The 19,133-nt window shown below is 60.1% G+C and carries 15 protein-coding genes and 2 tRNA genes; 9 read left to right on the top strand and 8 right to left on the bottom strand.

Features of this window, described 5'->3' with window-relative positions; translation table 11 throughout:
- Positions 1-64: 64 nt before the first annotated feature.
- Complete coding sequence (gene xsc, locus QMY55_RS18525) at positions 65-1,876, bottom strand: sulfoacetaldehyde acetyltransferase (protein ID WP_283485614.1); 1,812 nt, start codon at positions 1,874-1,876, stop codon at positions 65-67.
- A 136-nt stretch (positions 1,877-2,012) separates the two neighbouring features.
- Here xsc and QMY55_RS18520 point away from each other — a divergent pair, with 136 nt between their 5' ends.
- The 3 genes from QMY55_RS18520 to QMY55_RS18510 are packed head-to-tail and all read left to right on the top strand — an operon-like array spanning position 2,013 to position 5,510.
- Positions 2,013-2,837: an IclR family transcriptional regulator gene (locus QMY55_RS18520; protein ID WP_283485613.1), complete on the top strand. Its 825-nt coding sequence runs from the start codon at positions 2,013-2,015 to the stop codon at positions 2,835-2,837.
- On the top strand, positions 2,830-3,804 hold the full coding sequence (locus QMY55_RS18515) for an AAA family ATPase (protein ID WP_283485612.1): 975 nt from the start codon (positions 2,830-2,832) through the stop codon (positions 3,802-3,804). The genes QMY55_RS18520 and QMY55_RS18515 overlap by 8 nt, the downstream gene beginning before the upstream one ends.
- Positions 3,801-5,510, top strand: a complete 1,710-nt coding sequence (locus QMY55_RS18510) for a cobaltochelatase CobT-related protein (protein ID WP_283485611.1) — start codon at positions 3,801-3,803, stop codon at positions 5,508-5,510. The genes QMY55_RS18515 and QMY55_RS18510 overlap by 4 nt, the downstream gene beginning before the upstream one ends.
- A 112-nt stretch (positions 5,511-5,622) precedes the next feature.
- Here QMY55_RS18510 and QMY55_RS18505 read toward each other — a convergent pair whose 3' ends face one another.
- From QMY55_RS18505 to QMY55_RS18485, 5 genes are all read right to left on the bottom strand, one after another.
- Positions 5,623-6,504 (bottom strand): ABC transporter permease subunit, encoded by an 882-nt coding sequence (locus tag QMY55_RS18505; RefSeq protein WP_283485610.1) that lies wholly within the window; start codon positions 6,502-6,504, stop codon positions 5,623-5,625.
- Positions 6,497-7,285, bottom strand: a complete 789-nt coding sequence (locus tag QMY55_RS18500) for a taurine ABC transporter ATP-binding protein (RefSeq protein ID WP_283485609.1) — start codon at positions 7,283-7,285, stop codon at positions 6,497-6,499. The genes QMY55_RS18505 and QMY55_RS18500 overlap by 8 nt, the downstream gene beginning before the upstream one ends.
- A 92-nt stretch (positions 7,286-7,377) precedes the next feature.
- Positions 7,378-8,385, bottom strand: coding sequence for a taurine ABC transporter substrate-binding protein (gene tauA, locus QMY55_RS18495; protein ID WP_283485608.1), 1,008 nt, complete (start codon positions 8,383-8,385; stop codon positions 7,378-7,380).
- A gap of 72 nt (positions 8,386-8,457) precedes the next feature.
- Complete coding sequence (locus tag QMY55_RS18490; protein WP_283485607.1) at positions 8,458-8,766, bottom strand: hypothetical protein; 309 nt, start codon at positions 8,764-8,766, stop codon at positions 8,458-8,460.
- 174 nt (positions 8,767-8,940) lie between these two features.
- Positions 8,941-10,362 (bottom strand): NAD(P)/FAD-dependent oxidoreductase, encoded by a 1,422-nt coding sequence (locus QMY55_RS18485; protein WP_283485606.1) that lies wholly within the window; start codon positions 10,360-10,362, stop codon positions 8,941-8,943.
- Between the two features lie 598 nt (positions 10,363-10,960).
- Between QMY55_RS18485 and QMY55_RS18480 the strand changes: the two genes are divergently transcribed.
- Both QMY55_RS18480 and QMY55_RS18475 read left to right on the top strand, forming a co-directional pair.
- Positions 10,961-11,362 carry a nuclear transport factor 2 family protein gene (locus QMY55_RS18480; RefSeq protein WP_283485605.1) on the top strand — a complete coding sequence of 134 codons (402 nt, stop codon included), beginning with the start codon at positions 10,961-10,963 and terminating at the stop codon, positions 11,360-11,362.
- A 185-nt stretch (positions 11,363-11,547) separates the two neighbouring features.
- Complete coding sequence (locus QMY55_RS18475; protein WP_283485604.1) at positions 11,548-12,984, top strand: amino acid permease; 1,437 nt, start codon at positions 11,548-11,550, stop codon at positions 12,982-12,984.
- Between the two features lie 46 nt (positions 12,985-13,030).
- Here QMY55_RS18475 and pdxR read toward each other — a convergent pair whose 3' ends face one another.
- Positions 13,031-14,560 carry a MocR-like pyridoxine biosynthesis transcription factor PdxR gene (pdxR, locus tag QMY55_RS18470; protein WP_407650537.1) on the bottom strand — a complete coding sequence of 510 codons (1,530 nt, stop codon included), beginning with the start codon at positions 14,558-14,560 and terminating at the stop codon, positions 13,031-13,033.
- Between the two features lie 232 nt (positions 14,561-14,792).
- Between pdxR and QMY55_RS18465 the strand changes: the two genes are divergently transcribed.
- The 4 genes from QMY55_RS18465 to greB all read left to right on the top strand — a co-directional run bounded on the left by QMY55_RS18465 (position 14,793) and on the right by greB (position 17,598).
- Positions 14,793-14,869 (top strand) — tRNA-Arg (locus QMY55_RS18465).
- A gap of 261 nt (positions 14,870-15,130) precedes the next feature.
- Positions 15,131-16,777: an isovaleryl-CoA dehydrogenase gene (locus QMY55_RS18460; protein ID WP_283485603.1), complete on the top strand. Its 1,647-nt coding sequence runs from the start codon at positions 15,131-15,133 to the stop codon at positions 16,775-16,777.
- 75 nt (positions 16,778-16,852) lie between these two features.
- Positions 16,853-16,929 (top strand) — tRNA-Arg (locus tag QMY55_RS18455).
- 102 nt (positions 16,930-17,031) lie between these two features.
- Positions 17,032-17,598 (top strand): transcription elongation factor GreB, encoded by a 567-nt coding sequence (gene greB, locus QMY55_RS18450; protein ID WP_283485602.1) that lies wholly within the window; start codon positions 17,032-17,034, stop codon positions 17,596-17,598.
- A 174-nt stretch (positions 17,599-17,772) separates the two neighbouring features.
- Here the strand turns inward: greB and QMY55_RS18445 are convergent, their stop codons facing one another.
- Complete coding sequence (locus tag QMY55_RS18445; protein ID WP_283485601.1) at positions 17,773-19,101, bottom strand: lytic murein transglycosylase; 1,329 nt, start codon at positions 19,099-19,101, stop codon at positions 17,773-17,775.
- Positions 19,102-19,133: the final 32 nt, after the last annotated feature.

Genomic DNA, 19,133 nt, shown 5'->3' with positions numbered 1-19,133 from the left:
TTGCTCCTGTCGGGGGTCCGAAAAAACCCCACGGGTCTTGAAACCGTGGGGTTGATAGGGAGGGTCAGACGTAGTCTTTGTACTTTTCCAGGAGGCGCACGGGCTTGGCCAAGGCGTCGCGGCGGAAGGGGTCGCCGAGTTCGCGGGTGCACATGATCTCGATCACGCAGGTCTTGCCCTCATTCATCTGCATGGCTATGGCTTTTTGCAGCGCGGGGCCGACATCTTCGATGTTGTCCACCACGATGCCCTCGGCGCCCATGGCCTTGGCGATGTCGGAGAAGCTTTCGCTCTCCAGCTCGCCGGCGACAAAGCGGCGGTTGTAGAAGTCCACCTGGTTCTTCTTTTCTGCGCCCCACTGGCGGTTGTGGAACACCACGGCGGTGACGGGAATGTCGTGGCGCACGGCAGTCATGATTTCCATCATGCTCATGCCCCAGGCACCGTCACCTGCGTAGGCAATGGCCGGGCGGTCAGGTGCTGCGCACTTGGCGCCGATGATGGTGGGCAGGGCGTAGCCGCAGTTGCCGAAGCTCATGGGAGCGAAGAAGCTGCGTGGCTCGTCAAAGCGCAGATAGCTGTTGGCCACCGAGTTGATATTGCCGATGTCGGTGGACACCATGACGCGGGGGGGCATGGCTTTTTCCAGCTCGCGCAGCACCTGGCGGGGGTGCAGATAGGTGCCTCCGGTCGGCGTACGTTCGCCTTTGGCCTCTTCGATCATGTCCAGGCTGTAGGGGTCGCGTTCATGCGTCCACTCGTCCAGCTCCTTTTCCCAGGCTGCTTTTTCGGTGGCGACGGTGTCGGCGCGTGCTGCCTTGGTGGCGTCGCAGTCCAGCTTCACATCCGCCAGGCGCTTGACCAGCTCGGCGGCCACGGCCTTGGCGTCGCCGTTGATGCCGACAGAGATCTTCTTGACCAGGCCCAGGTTGGTGTGATCGGCTTCGACCTGGATGATCTTGGCAGTCTTGGGCCAATAGTCCATGCCATGCTGGGGCAGGGTGCCGAAGGGGCCCATGCGCGAACCTAGAGCAATGACCACGTCGGCCTGGGCAATCAGCTTCATGGCTGCCTTGGAGCCCTGGTAGCCCAGAGGGCCGGCCCACAGCGGGTGCTTGGCGGGGAAGGCATCGTTGCGCAGATAGCCGGTGGCGACCGGCGCACCCAGGCGCTCGGCCAGTTGCCTGGCTTCCTCCACGGCATCACCCATGACCACGCCGCCGCCAGCCAGGATGACCGGGAACTTGGCGGTCTTGAGCAGGTCCACGGCGGCCTGCAGGCTGGCTTCGCCGCCATGGCCGCGGTCCACGCGCATGGGCTTGGGGATTTCGCACTCGATTTCGCCGTAGAAGTAATCGCGGGGGATGTTGAGCTGGGTCGGGCCCATCTCGGACATGGCGCGGTCAAAAACGCGACCCGTGAACTCGGCCATGCGCTTGGGGTTGCAGACATGGCCCTGGTACTTGGTGAACTCCTGGAACATGGGCAGCTGGTTGGCTTCCTGGAAGCCACCCAGGCCCATGCCCATGGTGCCGGTCTCGGGTGTGACGATCACCACGGGGCTATGCGCCCAGAAGGCGGCAGCAATGCCGGTCACACAGTTGCTGATGCCGGGTCCGTTCTGGCCGATCACCACACCGTGGCGACCCGAAACGCGGGCATAGCCGTCGGCCATATGGGCTGCACCTTGTTCGTGGACGACAGGAATCAGGCGGATGCCTGCCGGGGCAAAGATATCCATCGCATCCATGAAGGCGGACCCCATGATGCCAAACATCTCGCTGACGCCATTGGCAACGCAGGTCTCCACGAATGCTTCCGAGGGCGTCATCTTCTGAATGCCTTCAACGACCTTACGATTATCTGTTGCAGCCATTTTGTCTCCTTTGTTGAAAATGGAACTTATGGTTTCGAAAAAAGAAATTGCGATGCAAGTCTAGGCATTTTTGTGGCCTTGTGTCAAACAAATTTCTTTTTTTTGGAATAAATTGACTAAAAAAATGGAACTTAATATGATCGAGCAAGATATGAAACACAGCGAAAACACAAGCACTGCCCGCCTGGATGGAGACACGCCAAATCTGCGACTGTTTGCGTTGCTGGAGACCGTTGCCCAGAAGAGCGTGCCGTTCACTCTGCAGAGCCTGGTCGATGAGTTGGGGCTGCCCAAGCCCACCATGCACCGGATGCTTACGCAGCTGGAAAGCGCTGGAATCCTGCAAAGAGATGGCAATGGGCGGCACTACAGCACAGGCCAGCGTCTGATGCGCCTGGCTGAGAACGTGTTGCTCAACAACACGACGCATGGAGCGCGTCATGCGGTGCTGACACAGCTGGTCCATGAATTGGGAGAGAGCTGCAACATCACGGCGTTTTCAGGCAGCGAAGTCCTGTACCTGGATCGGGTGGAGACGCCGGCGCCACTGCGCTTCTATCTGCATCCGGGCTCTCGCGTGCCGGCCCACTGCTCGGCGACGGGCAAGCTGTTCCTGAGCCAGATGTCCGCCTCACAGCGCCGCAGGTTGCTGTCCTCGGTCCCGCTGGAGACATTCACGGCCAACACGCTGACGAGCTTTGAGGCCGTGGATCAGGAGCTCGAGCAGGTCAAGGCGCAGGGCTATGCCTTTGATAACGAGGAGTTCCTGCCCGGGCTGCTGTGTCTGGGTGTGCTGGTTCCTGCACCCAGTGGCAGCTCCAATATGGGGCTTGCAGTGCAGGCGCCCATCATGCGTTTTTCCAAAGAAAAGGCTTTGTCCTTTCTCCCCAAGCTGCAGGCAGCGGCAGCCGCTATTGCCCGTATCAATGACGACATTCCACCGGAAACCGACGATGACTGACCTGAGCCAGCTGCAGCCCTCCAAACTTGTGAACGTGCGTGATGTCTTCGGGATTGATTCCGGGATGGTCGTGCCCGCCTTTGCGGAACGCACCGAACATGTCCCGGCTATCGACACGGCATATCGCCTGAACCCGCGGGTGACGCTGGCCGTTCTGGCTGGCTTTGCGCATAACCGGCGTGTCGTCATCCAGGGGCTGCACGGCACAGGCAAGTCCACCCATATAGAGCAGGTGGCGGCGCGCCTGAACTGGCCCTGTGTGCGAGTGAATCTTGACGGTCATGTCGGCCGGATGGACCTAGTGGGCAAGGACGCCATCGCGCTCAAGGACGGCAAGCAGGTGACGCAGTTCCAGGAGGGGATTCTTCCCTGGGCATTGCAGCGCCCGGTAGCCCTGGTTTTTGATGAATACGATGCGGGCCGACCCGATGTCATGTTCGTGATCCAGCGCGTGCTGGAGCGTGAAGGCAGCTTCACCATGCTTGACCAGAAGCGAGTCATTCAGCCGCATGCGCACTTTCGGCTGTTTGCCACCATGAATACGCTGGGCCAGGGCAACCTCAACGGCCTCTATCACGGCACGCAGCACCTGAACCATGCCCAGCTCGACCGCTGGAATCTGGTGACCAGTCTCAGTTATCTGGCTCCGGCCGAAGAGGTGGCCATCGTCATTGCGCGTGTGCCTGAGCTGGATACCCCGGCCGGGCGCAAGCAGGTCGAAGCCATGGTCGCGCTGGCAGGTCTGACGCGCCGAGGCTTTTCGGTAGGCGATCTTTCGCTGCTGATGTCACCAAGAACGGTGATCACCTGGGCAGAGAACGCGCAAATCTTCAACGACCCTGCGCTGGCCTTCGAGCTGTCTTTTCTCAATAAATGCGAGCCTGCGGAACGCGTCATCGTGAGCGAATATTTCCAGCGTTGCTTTGGCCAGGAGCTGGCTGCAGAGCAAGAGTTGGCGCTGGCATGAATGCAGAGATGAGCGCGGGAGGCATCACTCCGAGTCTGTCCCAGATGGAGTTCTGGGGCGGTGCGATGCTGAGGGCTTTCACCGGCGATGCCTCGTTGCAGTGGAGCTCTCAAACTCTCTACTGCGGCACGCAGCCTCAGGCGTTGCCGGCGCCCCATCACCTTGAGGTGCCAGTCGCTGTGCTCGATCAGCGCGGCCTGCTCGATAGCGTGGGCTTGCGTCTTCAGCTCAGTGATGAGGGCTGGCATCGCAAGCATCTTCCGGCAGATCCGGTGGAGCGCATGGTGTTCGAGCTGCTGGAGCAGCTGCGTGCCGAGAGCCTGGTGCCCGAGGCGTGGCCAGGGGCGCGTGAAAATATGCGCCAGCGCTTTCTGCACTGGAGCCAGGCCTTCATGGATTCGGGACTGACGGAGAGCAGTCTGGGAGTCCTGCTGTTCACCGTCGCGATCACGGCCTGGAGTCGGCTGACCGGGCATGAAATTCCGGGGCATATGGCGGACCAGGCGGAGCACACCCGATTGTCCATGGCTTCGGAGCTGGGATCGCACTGGGTGATGTTGCGTCGCACCCGCGAGCAGCAGCAATTGTTCTGCGAGAGCGCACTGGCCGTAAGCCGCTGGGTGGGCCAAGCCGTGCGCGCAGCGCAGCAGGAGGTGCCGCGCGGCGCGACTGCTCGCAAGCGGCGCTATAACTTTGCGCTGCCGCTGCACTTTGAATCTCAAAGCATGGATGACATGCCGGTGGCCCAGACCGGCGACAGCCGTGCATGGGCCAGCAGCGCACAAAGTTATCGTGTCTTTACGCGCGAGTTCGACCGCGAGGCCAAGGCCGCAGAGTTGGTAAGGCAAGCTCAGCTCGCGCAGTTTCGCGCCGAGATGGACGAGGAACTGGCGCGCGCCGGCTTGCTTCAGGTGGGACGTCTTGCTCGGTATTTGCAGAGCAGGCTGGCAACCCTGGTGCGCGATGGCTGGAACTGGGCACAGGAAGAGGGCTACCTGGACGCCAGTCGCCTGTCCCTGCTGGTGAGCGACCCGCAACAGACGGCGATCTTCAAGCATGAGGCACACCGGCCCGTCACCGAGACGGCGGTGACCTTGCTGCTCGATTGCTCCGGCTCCATGAAGGCTTATGCCAAGCCGCTGTCCTTGCTTCTGGATGTGCTGGGCCGTTCTCTGGAGATGGCTGGCGTGACGGTGGAAATCCTGGGGTTCTCCACGCAGTCATGGAATGGCGGGAGGGCGCGTCGTCAGTGGCAGCGTGCGGGTCAGCCGGATCTGCCCGGACGCCTGAACGAACGCCTGCACATTGTCTTCAAGGATGGTGCAAGACGCTGGCAGCAATCCCGCCATGGCATTGCAGCATTGCGCAAGCCCGATATCTTCCGGGAAGGGATAGACGGCGAGGCCGTGGAATGGGCTTGCCAGCGCCTTTCGGAGCGCCCTGCGAAGCGGCGCATCCTGATGGTGATCTCGGATGGCTGCCCCATGGATACGGCCACGCATCAAGCCAATGACGAGCATTATCTCGATCAGCATTTGCGGCAAGTCCTTGCGGCGCATGAGCGAAGTGGCGACGTCAAGATCTGTGCCCTGGGCGTGGGTCTTGATCTTGGCGTTTTCTATCGTCGCCAGCTGGCGGTCGAGCTGGAGCCGGGGATTGACGAGGCCTTGCTGCAGTCAGTGGCCGAGCTGCTGTGCAGACCATAAAGAGGCAGGTCTGATATGTCTTTCAGCGAGTGAGGTGGGGCAAAAGCTCTGGCGTTCATGAAAAAGCCGTTCATATCTTTGAACGGCTTTTTGTGGGCATCGGATTGCAGAGTTACATGCGGCCCTTCCAGGGAACCAGGCATTTCTCGATCCAGCGCATGAACAGGTCGAAGATGTAGGCAATCACGCCGATCACGATGATGCCCATGATCACAATGTCGGTGCGCAGGAAGTTCGATGCGTTGAGAACCATCTGCCCCAGGCCGACGTTCGCAGCCACCATTTCGGCGGCCACCAAAGTGGTCCAGCCAAAGCCGATGGCGATTCGCATGCCCACCAGAATGTCGGGCAGGGCCGCCGGCAAGATGACATGGCGAATGACCTGAAAGTAACTGGCACCCATGGAGTAAGCAGCGTTGATCTGCTCCTGTGCCGCGCTGCGCATGCCAGAGCGTGCCGCCAGAGCCAGAGGCGCGAAGCAGCTCAGAAAGATCAGCAGAATCTTCGGCGTTTCATCGATGCCGAACCAGATGATGATCAGCGGCAGATAGGCAAGTGGCGGAAGCGGGCGATAGAACTCGATAGGAGGGTCAAAGATGCCACGTGCAACGCGCGACATACCCATCGCGATGCCCAGAGGCACGGCAACCAGAAAGGCAAGCCAGAACGCGACGGTCACCCGCAACAGGCTGGCAGAAAAATGCTGCCATAGCGGCTTGTCGTTGGCCTGTCCGGTCAGGTATTCATAGAACTGCTGGAACACCGCCTGAGGGCTGGGCAGGAACAAAGGCTTGACCCAGCCAAGATTGGTGGCGGCAAACCACAGCGCAAGCAGGACGATCACCGTGACGATGCTGATGCCGACGCTGGAGCCTTCTCCAGGTGTCTTGAAGCGGCTGGTTTTGACCGCTTCAGAGGGCTGTGCTGCCGGTGTCTTGGTCGGAGAGTGCGAGGTTGCGGCGGACAAGGGGTTCATTTGGACGGCTTCAGACATTTGCAGGCTCCCTGTGATGGATCAGGCTCAGAACTTCTTCGCGCATCCTGATGAAGTCGGGGCGCGACTTGACGGCGCGGGCATCACCGGTACGCAGGAACTCGTGGCTGAACGGCATGTCGTCGTAGACATGGGAAATTCGGCCGGGGCTTGGGCTCATGACGATGAGGCGACTTGCGAGGAACAGGGCTTCCTCGACGGAGTGGGTGATGAAGAACACCATCTTGTTGGTGGCCTTCCAGACGCGCAGGAGAATCTCCTGGACTTGCTCCCGCGTGAAGGCATCGAGTGCACCCATGGGCTCATCCATCAGCAAAAGAGCCGGGTCGTTGGCCAGGGCACGGGCGATTCCCACCCGTTGTTGCATGCCGCCGGAGAGCTCGTAGACAGCACGCTTGGCATAGTTCTGCAGGCCGACGAGGCCGAGCTTTTCTTCGGCGATCCGGGTGCGCTCTTTGAAGTCCACGCCTCGCATGCGCAGACCGAGCGCCACGTTGTCGACGACATTGAGCCAGGGCATCAAGGCATGCTTTTGAAACACCACGCCCTGATGGGCGCCGGGTCCTTGTATGGGCTTGCCGTTCAGCAGCAGCTCTCCACTGGACGGAGGAAGAAAGCCGGCCATGCAGTTGAGTAAAGTGGTTTTGCCGCAGCCCGAAGCTCCAAGCGCCACCACGAAGTCGCCATCATTCATGGTCAGGTTGACAGGGGCCAGGGCCTGAAGATGCCCGCCCTTGACTTCGTAGTTGACCGTCAGATTCCGTATATCCAGAGTAGGCATGAGCTTGCCTTTCAAGAGAGGTGAAGACGAGGTCCAGTGGTTTGCCGTTCAGGTTTCTGGACCGGTAGGTAAGCCGCTGTCGATGCGGGTGCTTAGCGAGCCACGGCTTTTTTCACATAGCTATCGGTCACGAACGCGGTGTAGTCCGGCTTGGCTTCCTGGATGCGTCCTTGCGACTTCAGGAACGCAGCCGTGTTGGACATGGCCTTGGCTGCACCACCTTCCAGCCACTGTGCCGAGAGCTGCTCTTCAGCACTGGGGAAGCGATAGAGCGCCATGGCTGCCGGCACATCCTTGGGATCGGCTTTGCTCCACTTGGCAATCGCTTTGATCTCGGGTGAGTCTGGAGTCCAGCTGGCCAGGTTGTCGCGGACCTGGGCGCTGGCGCGGTTCAAGGCCTTGGCGAATGCCGTCATGAATGCAGGGTTCTCCTGGGCGAACTTGGCATTGACCGCAATGCCTTCGAATGTGGGGTAGCCCATTTGCGCAATGCTGCCCGAGGTGGCGATCACCTTGCCTTTTTGCTTGACCTTGGCGAGGACGGGGTCCCATACGAAAGTTCCGTCGATATCACCGCGTTCCCAGGCTGCGGCGATCTCGGGTGGCCGCATATTCATGACGTTGACCTTGCGTGCATCAACACCTTCTTTTCCCAGCGCCGCAATCAGCTGGTAGTGCGCGGTGGAGACGAAAGGCACACCGATGCGTTTGCCTTCCATACTTTTGAAACCGGTGATGCCACCGCCATCGCGTGCTACCAGGGCCTCGGCATTGGCGATATCTGCAGAGATCCAGAAGAGCTTGAGGTCTTGTCCCTGGCTGGCTGCAGCGGTGAGCGGGCTGGAGCCGACCTCTCCCATTTGCACATCGCCGGAAGCCATTGCACGTATGACATCGCCGCCGCCGGAGAACATGCGCCAGTTGATCTTGTAGCCGGTCTCCTTCTCGATCTCGCCAGACTCCATGACCAGGCGCAAGGGCACCAGCATGTCCTGATTGGCAAAGGTGACGGTTTTCTGCTGGGCGAATCCGGTGGCGGACAAAGCCAGCGCCGCAGCCGCAAGGCCAGCTTTCAGCACAGATCGCTTTTGTATTCTCATTTCAATCTCTCCATTTTCAAGAACGATGTCGGGTGAATATTGGGTCCAGAAATTTCTTGATTGCCGTCGATTTCACGTGGCGTTCGAGAGCGCCTTTTCTGGCTCGATCCGCATGAAAGCTGTTCCGGGAAATGGCACCAGCTTTCTGAGCGGATCGTAGTGAGCAACCTTGGCAATCCAGTAGGTCCAGCCAGGCGCAATCGTTAGGTCCAGCGCCTTCGAATCCATCTGTCTCAGTGCACCCGGTGTGTTCCAGCTCAGGACGCGATGCACGGCAAAGCCTTGGTGGGCATGGCTTTGGAGGTCGATGTGGCATGTGAGTAAGGCTCTTCTTTTCCCGATGTTCGGTGGGTTAGGTGTATTCACTGAGTCGGTATGCATGGGGCTGAATTCCCTGATGAAACGGGCTTGCGAGAAAGAGGCTCGACTTGAATGCATCCGCAAAATGCATGCCTGAATACAGTCGATTCACTGAGGGCGATACGCGTGAAGCCATAAAAAAAGCACCTCGTGTGAGAGGTGCTCTTCGAGTGCCTGGCGTGACTGGTCTAGGCCTCAGTTCTTCTCGTCATTGAAGTGGTACCAGTGGTAGAGAAAGCGCTGACCCATGCGACGAAATGGTGCAAATGCTTCGGAGCGCACCATGTTGAACGCATTGGGATATTCAAGCTGTGAGTTGTAGATGGGCAGCTCGAATTCCTTGAGAGTCTGGCCTGCAATGCGCTGGGCCATGCGGCGACCGGCATGGGCGGAGAAAGACACGCCGTTGCCACCGTAGCCGACGGCATAGAAGATGCTTTCCTTGGGGTCTGGTTGCGTGACGCGCGGCATCATGTCGTGGCTCACATCGACCCAGCCCCACCATGAGTAGTCGACCTGAATTCCCTTGAGCGCCGGGAACTTGTGATGCAGACCTTCCACCAGCTTGGCCATGTGCACAGGGTTGGGCGCATCCGCGCCCGTGATGGAGCTGCGACTGCCGATCTGCACGCGGTTGTCGGGAAGCTTGCGGTAGTAAAAGCGCAGGGTACGGGTGTCGGTGATGACCTGCGTGGTCTTGAAGTTGGTCGCGTCCAGCTCTTCCTCGGTCAGTGGTCTGGTGACCAAAGAGTTCGAAAGAATCGGCATGATCTTGGAGCGCAACTGGGGGTGCAGTTGGTTGCTGGTGTAACCCCCGGTGGCAAAGCCTACGGCGCGTGCCTTGACGATACCTCCGGGCGTCTTGAGATAGTGCATGCCATTGCGCGTTTCCATGCCGATGACGGGGCTGGCGGGATGTACTTTGACGCCCAGTTCCCGGGCCTTGCGCAAGTAGCCGAACGCCAGTTTGAGTGGGTGAACACCGATGCCGTCGGGTTCGTGCATGGCGCCGCGGCAGTCGGCATCGTCGACATAGTTGCGCTTGACTTCATCGATGCTGAGGACTCTGGCGTCATAGCCGAAAACATCGCGCATGACGCGGGTCTCATTGCGCAGAAACTCCATCTTGCGGTCGCGGTGGGCGATGTAAAGATGCCCTCCGGGCTGTGGCTCGCATTCGGGAAACTCGGACACCAGCTTCTTGAAGGTGTCGAAGCCTTCGCGGATTTCTGCATCCAGTTTCAGGGCTACGTCCTTGCCCCAGCGCTCTATCCATTGCGAGCGATAGAGACGGCCGCTGGCATTCTGCCCCTGGCCACCGTTGCGGCTGGTGCAGCCCCAGGCGGTCTGATTGGCTTCGAGCACCACTGCGCGAATGCCGTGTTCGCGAGCCAGAAACAGAGCGGTGGAAAGGCCTGTGAAGCCAGAGCCCACGATGACCACATCGGCTTCCATGTCACCGCAAACAGGGCCGTCATCGTCTGGCGGGCGACCGGCGGTGCCAACCCAGTAGGTGGGCGCATAGCCCGCGCCATGACCGGGGTTGGGCGCTACCAGAGGATCGTATTGAGGATCGTAGGAGCTCAGATGGCTGGGGCGAATGTCCTCTGCTTTCATGGCGTTTGTCTCCTGGCAAGCTTTTCTTGAAGCCTTGCCTTATTGCTATGGAAAAGAAAGCTGGCCGGCGATTTGAATGCAGTGCAAATGCCTGCCAAGTCTTGTTGCCGGGTGATGGAGGACAGCATATCCAGCCCTGTAGGACGCTCGTTAGGGCCACGCTGAAGGTTTCGATGGAGCCAGAGAGCGAGAGCGCACCTGCTCCTGGTGGCTCCAGATCAACGGTGTGGCGCTCGCGGCCCTTCCTCGTGGGTGAATGCGGTCGCTGCCGGGGTTGAGAGACCTATCGTTTTTACCTAAACCACCAGGCGACATGATTTCTGTTTTGTCTCTCTGGGTGAGTGCAGTCAAGAAGGAAAAAATCCTTTGTTATCAAAGGTTTTTAAAGATTCTTGTGCCGTTGCATAGGGCTTCCCAGGTCATGACTGGGAGGCCTTTTTCTTTCAGCCTTGGACCTAACGATAGCCTCCCGCTGGTTCTACGAATCCAGAACGCGGCTATCTACGATGAACCATCGAAATCAGCAAGCACTTCGATCAACGGCAGTCGCATTCATTGCATGCGGCCGGTCAATGCCTCACCACTATCTGGAAACATCATGAGTGATACCCAAATTCAACCTGACGCCCAATTTCTGGCCCGCTTTTCCGAAGCCTGGAACCGGCATGACATAGAGGCCCTGATGAGTTTCATGGCCGATGAGTGCGAGTTTCATGCCGTGGCGGGCCCCGATCTGATGGGGCGCAGTTTCATCGGTCGCGAAGCCGTCCGCGAGGGTTTTCAGATGGCCTGGCAAGCTTTTCCCGATGCGGCCTGGCTGGATGGAGAGCACTTTGTGCAGGGCTCGCGCGGCATCTCGGAATGCACGTTCAAAGGTACCAAGGCCGACGGCCTGCGGGTTGAAGCCCGCATGGTGGATGTCTTCACGTTCCGCGACGGCAAGATTGCCGTCAAGAACGCATACAGAAAAGATCGCCCACCTGTGGCTGTTGCTGCCTGATACGCAGGCATTTTTCATCCACGGCATCTCGTCTATCGGAACGCCGTGGGTGCCCGAATTGGTAGATGTTTTCAAGCAAGACAACTGAATGATCACGGCAGCGGCCGGCATGAGCCGCAGGACAAGAGCACACAGATAAAGCCGTGACGGCTGGCCCTCGCAGGCCAGTGAAACAGGAGACAAAAATGATTGGAAATCCGCATTCCGCGCCGGAAGGGCTTGCGCATACGCTCAAACAGCGGCACATGACCATGATTGCCCTGGGGGGCGTCATCGGGGCAGGGCTTTTTGTGGGCAGTGGCGTGGTGATCAATTCTGCAGGCCCCGCCGCTGTCATCTCATTTCTGATCACCGGCTTGCTGGTGGTGCTGGTGATGCGCATGCTCGGTGAAATGGCCTGCTCCGTCACCGGAGGCTCGTTCTATGAATATGCACGCGAGGCCTGGCGTGACAAGCCCGCTGTGGGGCAGCTTGCGGGCTTTCTGACAGGCTGGATGTACTGGTATTTCTGGGTCATTGTCGTGGCCCTGGAAGCCGTGGCCGGTGCGGAGCTTGTGCGCTACTGGCTGCCCGACGTGCCGGCATGGAGCATCAGCCTGGTACTGCTGGTCCTGATGACGTTGACCAACCTCGTCTCGGTAAAGTCATTTGGTGAATGCGAGTTCTGGCTTGCATCGATCAAGGTCGCTGCCATTGTGGTGTTCCTGTTCATTGCCGGCGTGTATGTGCTGGGGCTGACACCCTCCAGCGGCGGCATGCATATTGCCAACCTGACCCAGAATGGCGGCTTCATGCCCAACGGCATTGTTCCGGTGCTGACGGGGGCGGTGGCCGCAACCGGCTTTTACTTTGGTGCCGAGATCGTGACCATTGCTGCAGCAGAGACGGCAGAGCCGCAAAAGGCCGTGGCCAAGGCGACAAGCTCGGTCATCCTGCGTGTGCTGGTGTTCTATGTCGGGTCGGTGTTGCTGGTAGCCTGCCTGGTGCCCTGGAACTCGACAGCGATGGCCACACCTTATGTGAGCGCGCTGGACGCCATGGGTGTACCGGCAGCGGCCCAGATCATGAATGCCGTGGTGTTGACGGCTGTGTTGTCGGCCCTGAACTCCGGCCTCTATGCCTCGTCGCGCATGCTGTTTGCACTGACTCGCCGAGGCGATGCACCCAAGGTGCTGGCGCGTGTCAGCCGCAATGGTGTGCCCGTCTATGCCATTTTGTTTGCGACGCTGTTTGGCTATGGCGCCATCGTCATGTCCTATCTGTCGCCGGACAAGGTGTTCGCCTTTTTGGTGAACTCCTATGGGACGGTTGCCATCTTTGTCTACATCCTGATTGCCATATCCCAGCTGCGTCTGCGCTTGCGCATGGAACGTGAGGCGCCCCATATGCTCAAGGTACGCATGTGGTGCTTCCCTTACCTGACCTGGCTTGCCATTGTCGGCATGGTGTCCATCGTGATTGCCATGGGGTTCATCCCCGAGCAACGCACACCGCTGGCGCTGGGCGTGGCCAGCCTCTGCATCCTGCTGATTGCATATCGCATACGCCAGTTTCTGAGACGCGGGGTCATGCCCGAAGGATTGCTGGAGGAGTTCTCCCCCCCCAAACTGAGCAAGAGCTGAGAAAGATAAAAAAAGCTCCGGATGAAAGTCCGGAGCTTTTTTGTTTCTACAGGCGGTGCATGGCGTCTGCGAGGGCCTTGATGCCTTGGCCGATCTGGTTGGCTGGAATGGACTGATAGCCCAGGCGAATGTAGTTTCCTGCTTTGCCGGGGGCCGTGAAAAAAACGTCACCGGGCTCGATGAGTACACCGTTTTGAGCGGCCTGGCGCGCCAGCGCCTGCGCGGAAACATGATCAGGCAGTTGCACCCAGCATGAGCCGCCGCCGCGTACTGGCGTGATACGGCATTCGGGCATGTATCGCGCCATGGCCGAGGCCAGTTCGGCATGCCGCTCTTTCTGCGCCTGTCCAAGCCGGCGCAGCTGCGCCTCATAGTGGCCCTGAGAGATGAACATGGCCAAGGTTCGCTGTATGAAGGTCGAAGGGTGGCGGATCATCAGGCGGCGCAGCGCCCGCAGCTCTTCAATGAGTTCGGGCGGAGCCACGATATAGCCCACGCGCAGTCCCGGCGCCATGCTTTTGGAGAGGCTGCCGATGTAGATGACGCGGTTGCTGCGATCCAGGCTCTTCAGTGCAGGGATGGGCTGCTCATCGAAGCTGCTTTCGCTTTCGTAGTCATCCTCGATGATGATGAGGTCATGCTTTTTGGCAGTTTCCAGCAGGGCCTCGCGCCTTTCCAGGGGCATGGTGACGCCGGTAGGGCATTGGTGGCTGGGGGTGACGTACAGATACTCCAGCCTCTGCATGCTTTGCGTGATGGGCAGACCTTCGTCATCGACAGCGATGGGAATTACCTGGGAAGTCCGGCTGCTGAAGATATTGCGCGCATCGGGGTAGCAAGGGTCTTCGATGCCTATGGCGACGCCTTCACGCATCAGCAGGTCGGCCACCATATACAGGGCATGCTGGGCGCCGACCGTGATGATGATTTCGTCGGGCGATGCCCAGACTCCGCGCCGCGGCAGGATCTTGGTCTGGACCTGCTGAACCAGGCTTTCGTCATCGCGGTTGATGTGATCGGGAGCCCACATGCGGATATCCACGACGCCCAGAGCCTTGAGGCAGCAGTCGCGCCACGCGGCTGTGGGAAACAGGTCCTTGTCGAACTGACCGTAGAGAAACGGAAAGGGAAAGCGCTGCCAGTCGTCTTCCTTGACGATGCTGCGCTGTAGGCTGGGGCGCAGCCAAAGGCGTCGGGACCAGTCTGTATGAGACTCATCAGCGGAATCTTCGGCCTTGGCCGAGGAGCGCGAGGCCGTCACCGTGCGGCCTTGCAGCACATCGGGGTGGATGAAATGCCCCTTGCGTTCCCGGCTCAGCAAAAAAGCCTCTTCGCTCAACTGCTGGTATGCCATGACCACGGTGATGCGGCCGACACGCAGATGGCGCGCCAGTTCGCGGCTGGATGGAATGGCATCGCCAGGCGCCAGTACCCCGCTCAGGATGGCGTCAACCAGCATCTCCCGGATCTGGCCTTGCAGACTGAGGGAGGGCCTCGCACTGCGGAGAAACAATTGCTCCCACATCGCCTCCGAGGGCGGTGTGCGGGAAGAGGTGGCAAGGGAATCGGTCGTCATTTATTGTTGTGAACTCACTCTTGGTGCATGCCAGTGCACCTGGCTCCGGACTTTGGCACATTGCGCACGGGAACATGGGATGAGCCAGGGTCTTCAGCAAAGGTCCAATATAGGTCAGAGCAGGCATCGGCTCAATGTGGTTTTCTTTGATACGGGCCCGCTTTTACGTTGAGATACTGCGTGCTGCGGTTTGTGCAGAGCACCGAATATTTGATATATAATTTCAGTCTTCGCGGCTGTAGCTCAGCTGGATAGAGTACTTGGCTACGAACCAAGGGGTCGTGGGTTCGATTCCTGCCAGCCGCACCAAACGTCAAGCCTCAGAACTGAAAAGTTCTGAGGCTTTTTCGTTTGTCCGTGCGTTTCGCAAGCTCGCCTGCCACCAGTCTCAAGCTCGGCTTGTATTTTTCAGTCAGATTCAGCTCAGCGCTTATGGATAAAGCGCAAGCTGCTATCAAAACAGATGGCCAAATCGGTGATGGCAAGATGGTGACAAACCTGGGGCTGCATTCATGCCATGCTGCACAGGTGCCGAGTTCTTGTTCACTCATTTCATGGGGAAGCTGCGAAATGTCTGTCAAAGCCGATTTTCTGACGCATGAAGTTCTCAACCAGCCGCAGCCCGTGCCTGCCTGCAATTTATGGAGCAGCGATCAGGTGTTCCAGGAATGCGTGCAGCGTGAGGGCGGAAGCTGGGCAGCGGAGCACTTAAGCTGGCATGGCGATATATGCGGCGGGCCGCTGATGGAGCAGGGCGAACTGGCCAATGCGCACAAGCCCGTGCTGCACAGCTTTGACCGGTACGGCAGACGCATTGATTCGGTGGAGTTCCATCCTGCCTATCACGAGCTGATGCGCCACAGCATGGCGGCGCAGGTGCAGAGCTTTTCCTGGAATCACGCTGACAAGGAAGGCGCGCATGTGGTGCGTGCAGCCCTTGCCTATCTGTCGGGCCAGGCAGAGGCTGGCACGGGCTGTCCCTTGACCATGACCCATGCGGCCGTGCCGGTGCTTAGGCGCAATCCTGTGCTGACTCAAATCTGGCTGCCCAAGGTTCTGGGCACGGAATACGACTCCAGAAGCGTGCCGGTGCAAAGCAAGAGTGCCTGCACCATTGGCATGGGCATGACGGAAAAGCAGGGCGGCACCGATGTACGTGCCAACACCACGCGGGCGATTGCCCAGGCCGATGGCAGCTATGAGATCGTGGGCCACAAATTCTTCTTCTCGGCGCCCATGTGCGATGCGCATCTGGTGCTGGCCCAGACCGAAACCGGGCTCAGCTGCTTTTTGCTGCCCCGCATCCTGGCCGACGGCAGCCTCAATGCCGTGCGTATCCAGAGGCTCAAGGACAAGCTCGGTGACTGGAGCAATGCCTCGTCCGAAGTCGAATTTCAGGGCGCCAGTGCCTGGCTGATCGGTGATGAAGGCCGCGGTGTGGCAACGATTCTGGAGATGGTGGCTCTGACCCGGCTCGATTGCGCGGTGGGCTCGGCCGCCGGCATGCGCCAGGCCTTGGTACAGGTGCTTCATCACACACGCCAGCGCAGCGTGTTCGGCAAGCCCCTGCTGGAGCAGCCGCTGATGCGCAATGTGCTGGCGGACCTGGCGCTGGAGAGTGAAGCCGCGACCACGCTGGCCATGCGCATTGCACGCGCCGTCGATCGCGCGCCCCACGATGAGCATGAAACGGCGCTGGCGCGTCTGGTCACCGCCGTGGGCAAATACTGGATCTGCAAGCGTGCGCCGGTGTTCGTCAACGAGGCACAGGAGTGCCTGGGCGGTATCGGTTATGTCGAAGAGAATATATTGCCCCGCCTGTACCGGCAGGCGCCGCTGAACTCGATCTGGGAGGGCAGCGGCAATGTGCAATGCCTGGATGTGCTGCGTGCGCTGCGCCGCGAGCCCGAGGTGCGCGATGCGCTGTTTGCGGAGCTGTATCGCGTGCATGGCCAGAGCCCGGCACTGGACCGGGAGACGCAATGGCTGGATCAGGCTCTGGGCGATGTCGCAGGGCTGGAGCTGCGCAGCCGGTATATTGTCGAGCGCATGGCGCTGGCCTTGCAGGCGGCTTTGCTGCTGCAGGGCGCTCCGGACTTTGTGGCCGCTGCGTTTTGTCATTCGCGCCTGGGTGGCGCACACGGCATGGCCTTTGGCACGCTGGATGCCTCTGCTCCATTGGATGAACTGATAGAGCGCGCCATGCCGCAGTTCTGAGATTGGCTCGGAAATCGGAAAATGGCTCGGGTTTTCCCGAGCGCTGCTGGAAATTCGGATATACTCGGTGCTTTAGCGGCTGTAGCTCAGCTGGATAGAGTACTTGGCTACGAACCAAGGGGTCGTGGGTTCGATTCCTGCCAGCCGCACCAAACGACAAGCCTCAGAATCGCAAGGTTCTGAGGCTTTTTCGTTTCCGGGCTTCGCGTGCACAGTCTTTGCGCTGCCGCGATCTGTGTGAAGATAGGCGGCCTATGAGCAAGGCTTTCACCAAAGAATCCGATGGCGACGACGATGATGAAATCGGCGCTCTGCCGCCGCTGCCAGCCGGCGGCAAGAACTACATCACGCCCCAAGGCTACCAGCGCCTGAAAGATGAGCTGCTGGAGCTGATCGACAACGAGCGTCCCAAGATCGTGGAGATCGTGCATTGGGCGGCCAGCAATGGCGACCGCTCGGAAAACGGCGACTATCTGTATGGCAAGAAGCGGCTGCGCGAGATCGACCGTCGTATCCGCTTTCTGACCAAGCGACTGGAGATTGCCGAGGTGGTCGACCCTGCCGTGCATGCGGGCAGCGATCAGGTGTTTTTCGGCGCTACCGTGAGCTATGTGGACGATGAGGGCGTGGAGCGCAGCATCACCATCATGGGCATTGACGAGGCCGATAGTGCGCAGAACCAGGTCAGCTGGATTGCGCCAGTCTCGCGTGCGCTGCTCAAGTCTCGCGTGGGTGACGAGGTGGCCTTGCCCACACCGGCGGGTGTGCGCATGCTGGAAATTCTGGAGGTCAGCTACCCGGCTCCTGCGGACAAGGACTAGGAGCGAAGGGCAAGCTCGTCTGTGGGTGCAGCACAAAGACATCAAAAAAGCGCGATCACCAAGGTAGTCGCGCTTTTATTTTGAGAGCTGCCTGCGCTTGCTATTCATGAATTCCAGGTTTGTTTTTCTGGAGTCCGAGGCAGGTAAAGCGCAAGCTGCTCTCTGATTGATAGCTTAGACGCCGCCCTGCAACCGCTGCAACAACTCCACCGTGGGGTAGCCATCGGCGACCAGGCCCTGGCTTTGCTGATATTGGCGCAGGCCCGCGCGGGTGGCTGGACCCATGACTCCATCGGCCGTGCCGGCGGAGAAGCCGCGCTGGTTCAGCGCTTCCTGCAAGGCACGGGTCTGATCGCGCGACAGCGCTGCCAGATCGCGCGGCCAGTCCGCCATCACCCCGCTGCCGCCAGCCAGTTGCTGCGACAGCAGGCCCACACCCAGGGCGTAGTTGGTGGAGTTGTTGTAGCGCAGGATGGCGCGGAAGTTGCTGCCCACCATGAAGGCCGGGCCGCGTGCACCGGCGGGAGCGATGATGCTGGCGCCGGCCATGGCGGGCAAAGGCTGGCCGTTGATGGCCTGCACGCCTTCGCTGGCCCAGGCGCTGCTGTTCTGGCGCTGCGACAGTTCAGTACGCGCATAGTCAAAGCCGGCGGGCAGCCGCACTTCCACCGCCCAGGGCTCGCTGCTGTTCCAGCCCGAGCTTGAGACATAGTTGGCGGTGGAGGCTGCCACATCCGCCATGGAGCCCCAGATGTCGCGGCGCCCGTCGCCATCGGCATCGACGGCGTACTGCAGAAACACCGAGGGCAGAAACTGCGTGTGGCCCATGGCGCCGGCCCAGGAGCCCACCATATGTGCGGCATCGATATCGCCGTTGTCGATGATGCGTAGCGCCGCAATCAGCTCTTTCTCGGCCCAGGCGGCACGGCGGCCTTCGAACGCCAGCGTGGCAAAGGCGTCGATGGTCGAGAAATTGCCGAAGTTGCTGCCGTAATTGCTTTCCATGCCCCAGATGGCGGCGATCACCGAGGCCGGCACGCCGTAGCGCTTGGCTGCGGGTTGCAATGCCGGTGCTGCTTCCTGCATCTTGGCCTTGCCGTTCTTGATGCGCAGCGGCGAGACGGCGCTGTCCAGATACTGCCAGGGCGTACGCGTGAACTCGGGCTGGGCCCGGTCGAAATTCACAATATTGGGGCGCAAGCGCGCATTGGCGATATTGCGCAATGTGGCAGCACTGATGCCCGCGTCAGCCGCCTTGGCGGTGAAGGCCTGCTTCCAGCGCTCGAACTCCTGGGCATTGAGGCGTGAGCGGCTGTCCTCGGCTGCTGGCGGAGCGGCCGGCTCGGCGACGCTGGCAGTGGCGGGTACGGCTGGTGCAGGCGCTGTGGTGACGGCTGGGGTGGCTGGCGCTTCGGGGCGGCTTGCGCAGCCGGCCAGAGCTACCGCAGCCACGCAGGCTGTGGCAAGCAGGGAACGTGGCTGGAAATAGGCGGTGTAGGGCATGCGACATTGTCGCTTGCCTGCGGGGCCTCAGA

It is taken from the genome of Comamonas resistens, from assembly GCF_030064165.1.
Taxonomy (GTDB): Bacteria; Pseudomonadota; Gammaproteobacteria; order Burkholderiales; family Burkholderiaceae_C; genus Comamonas; species Comamonas resistens.
The sequence above is the reverse complement of the archived record's forward strand: the minus strand, read 5'-3'. Positions and strand labels throughout refer to the sequence as shown.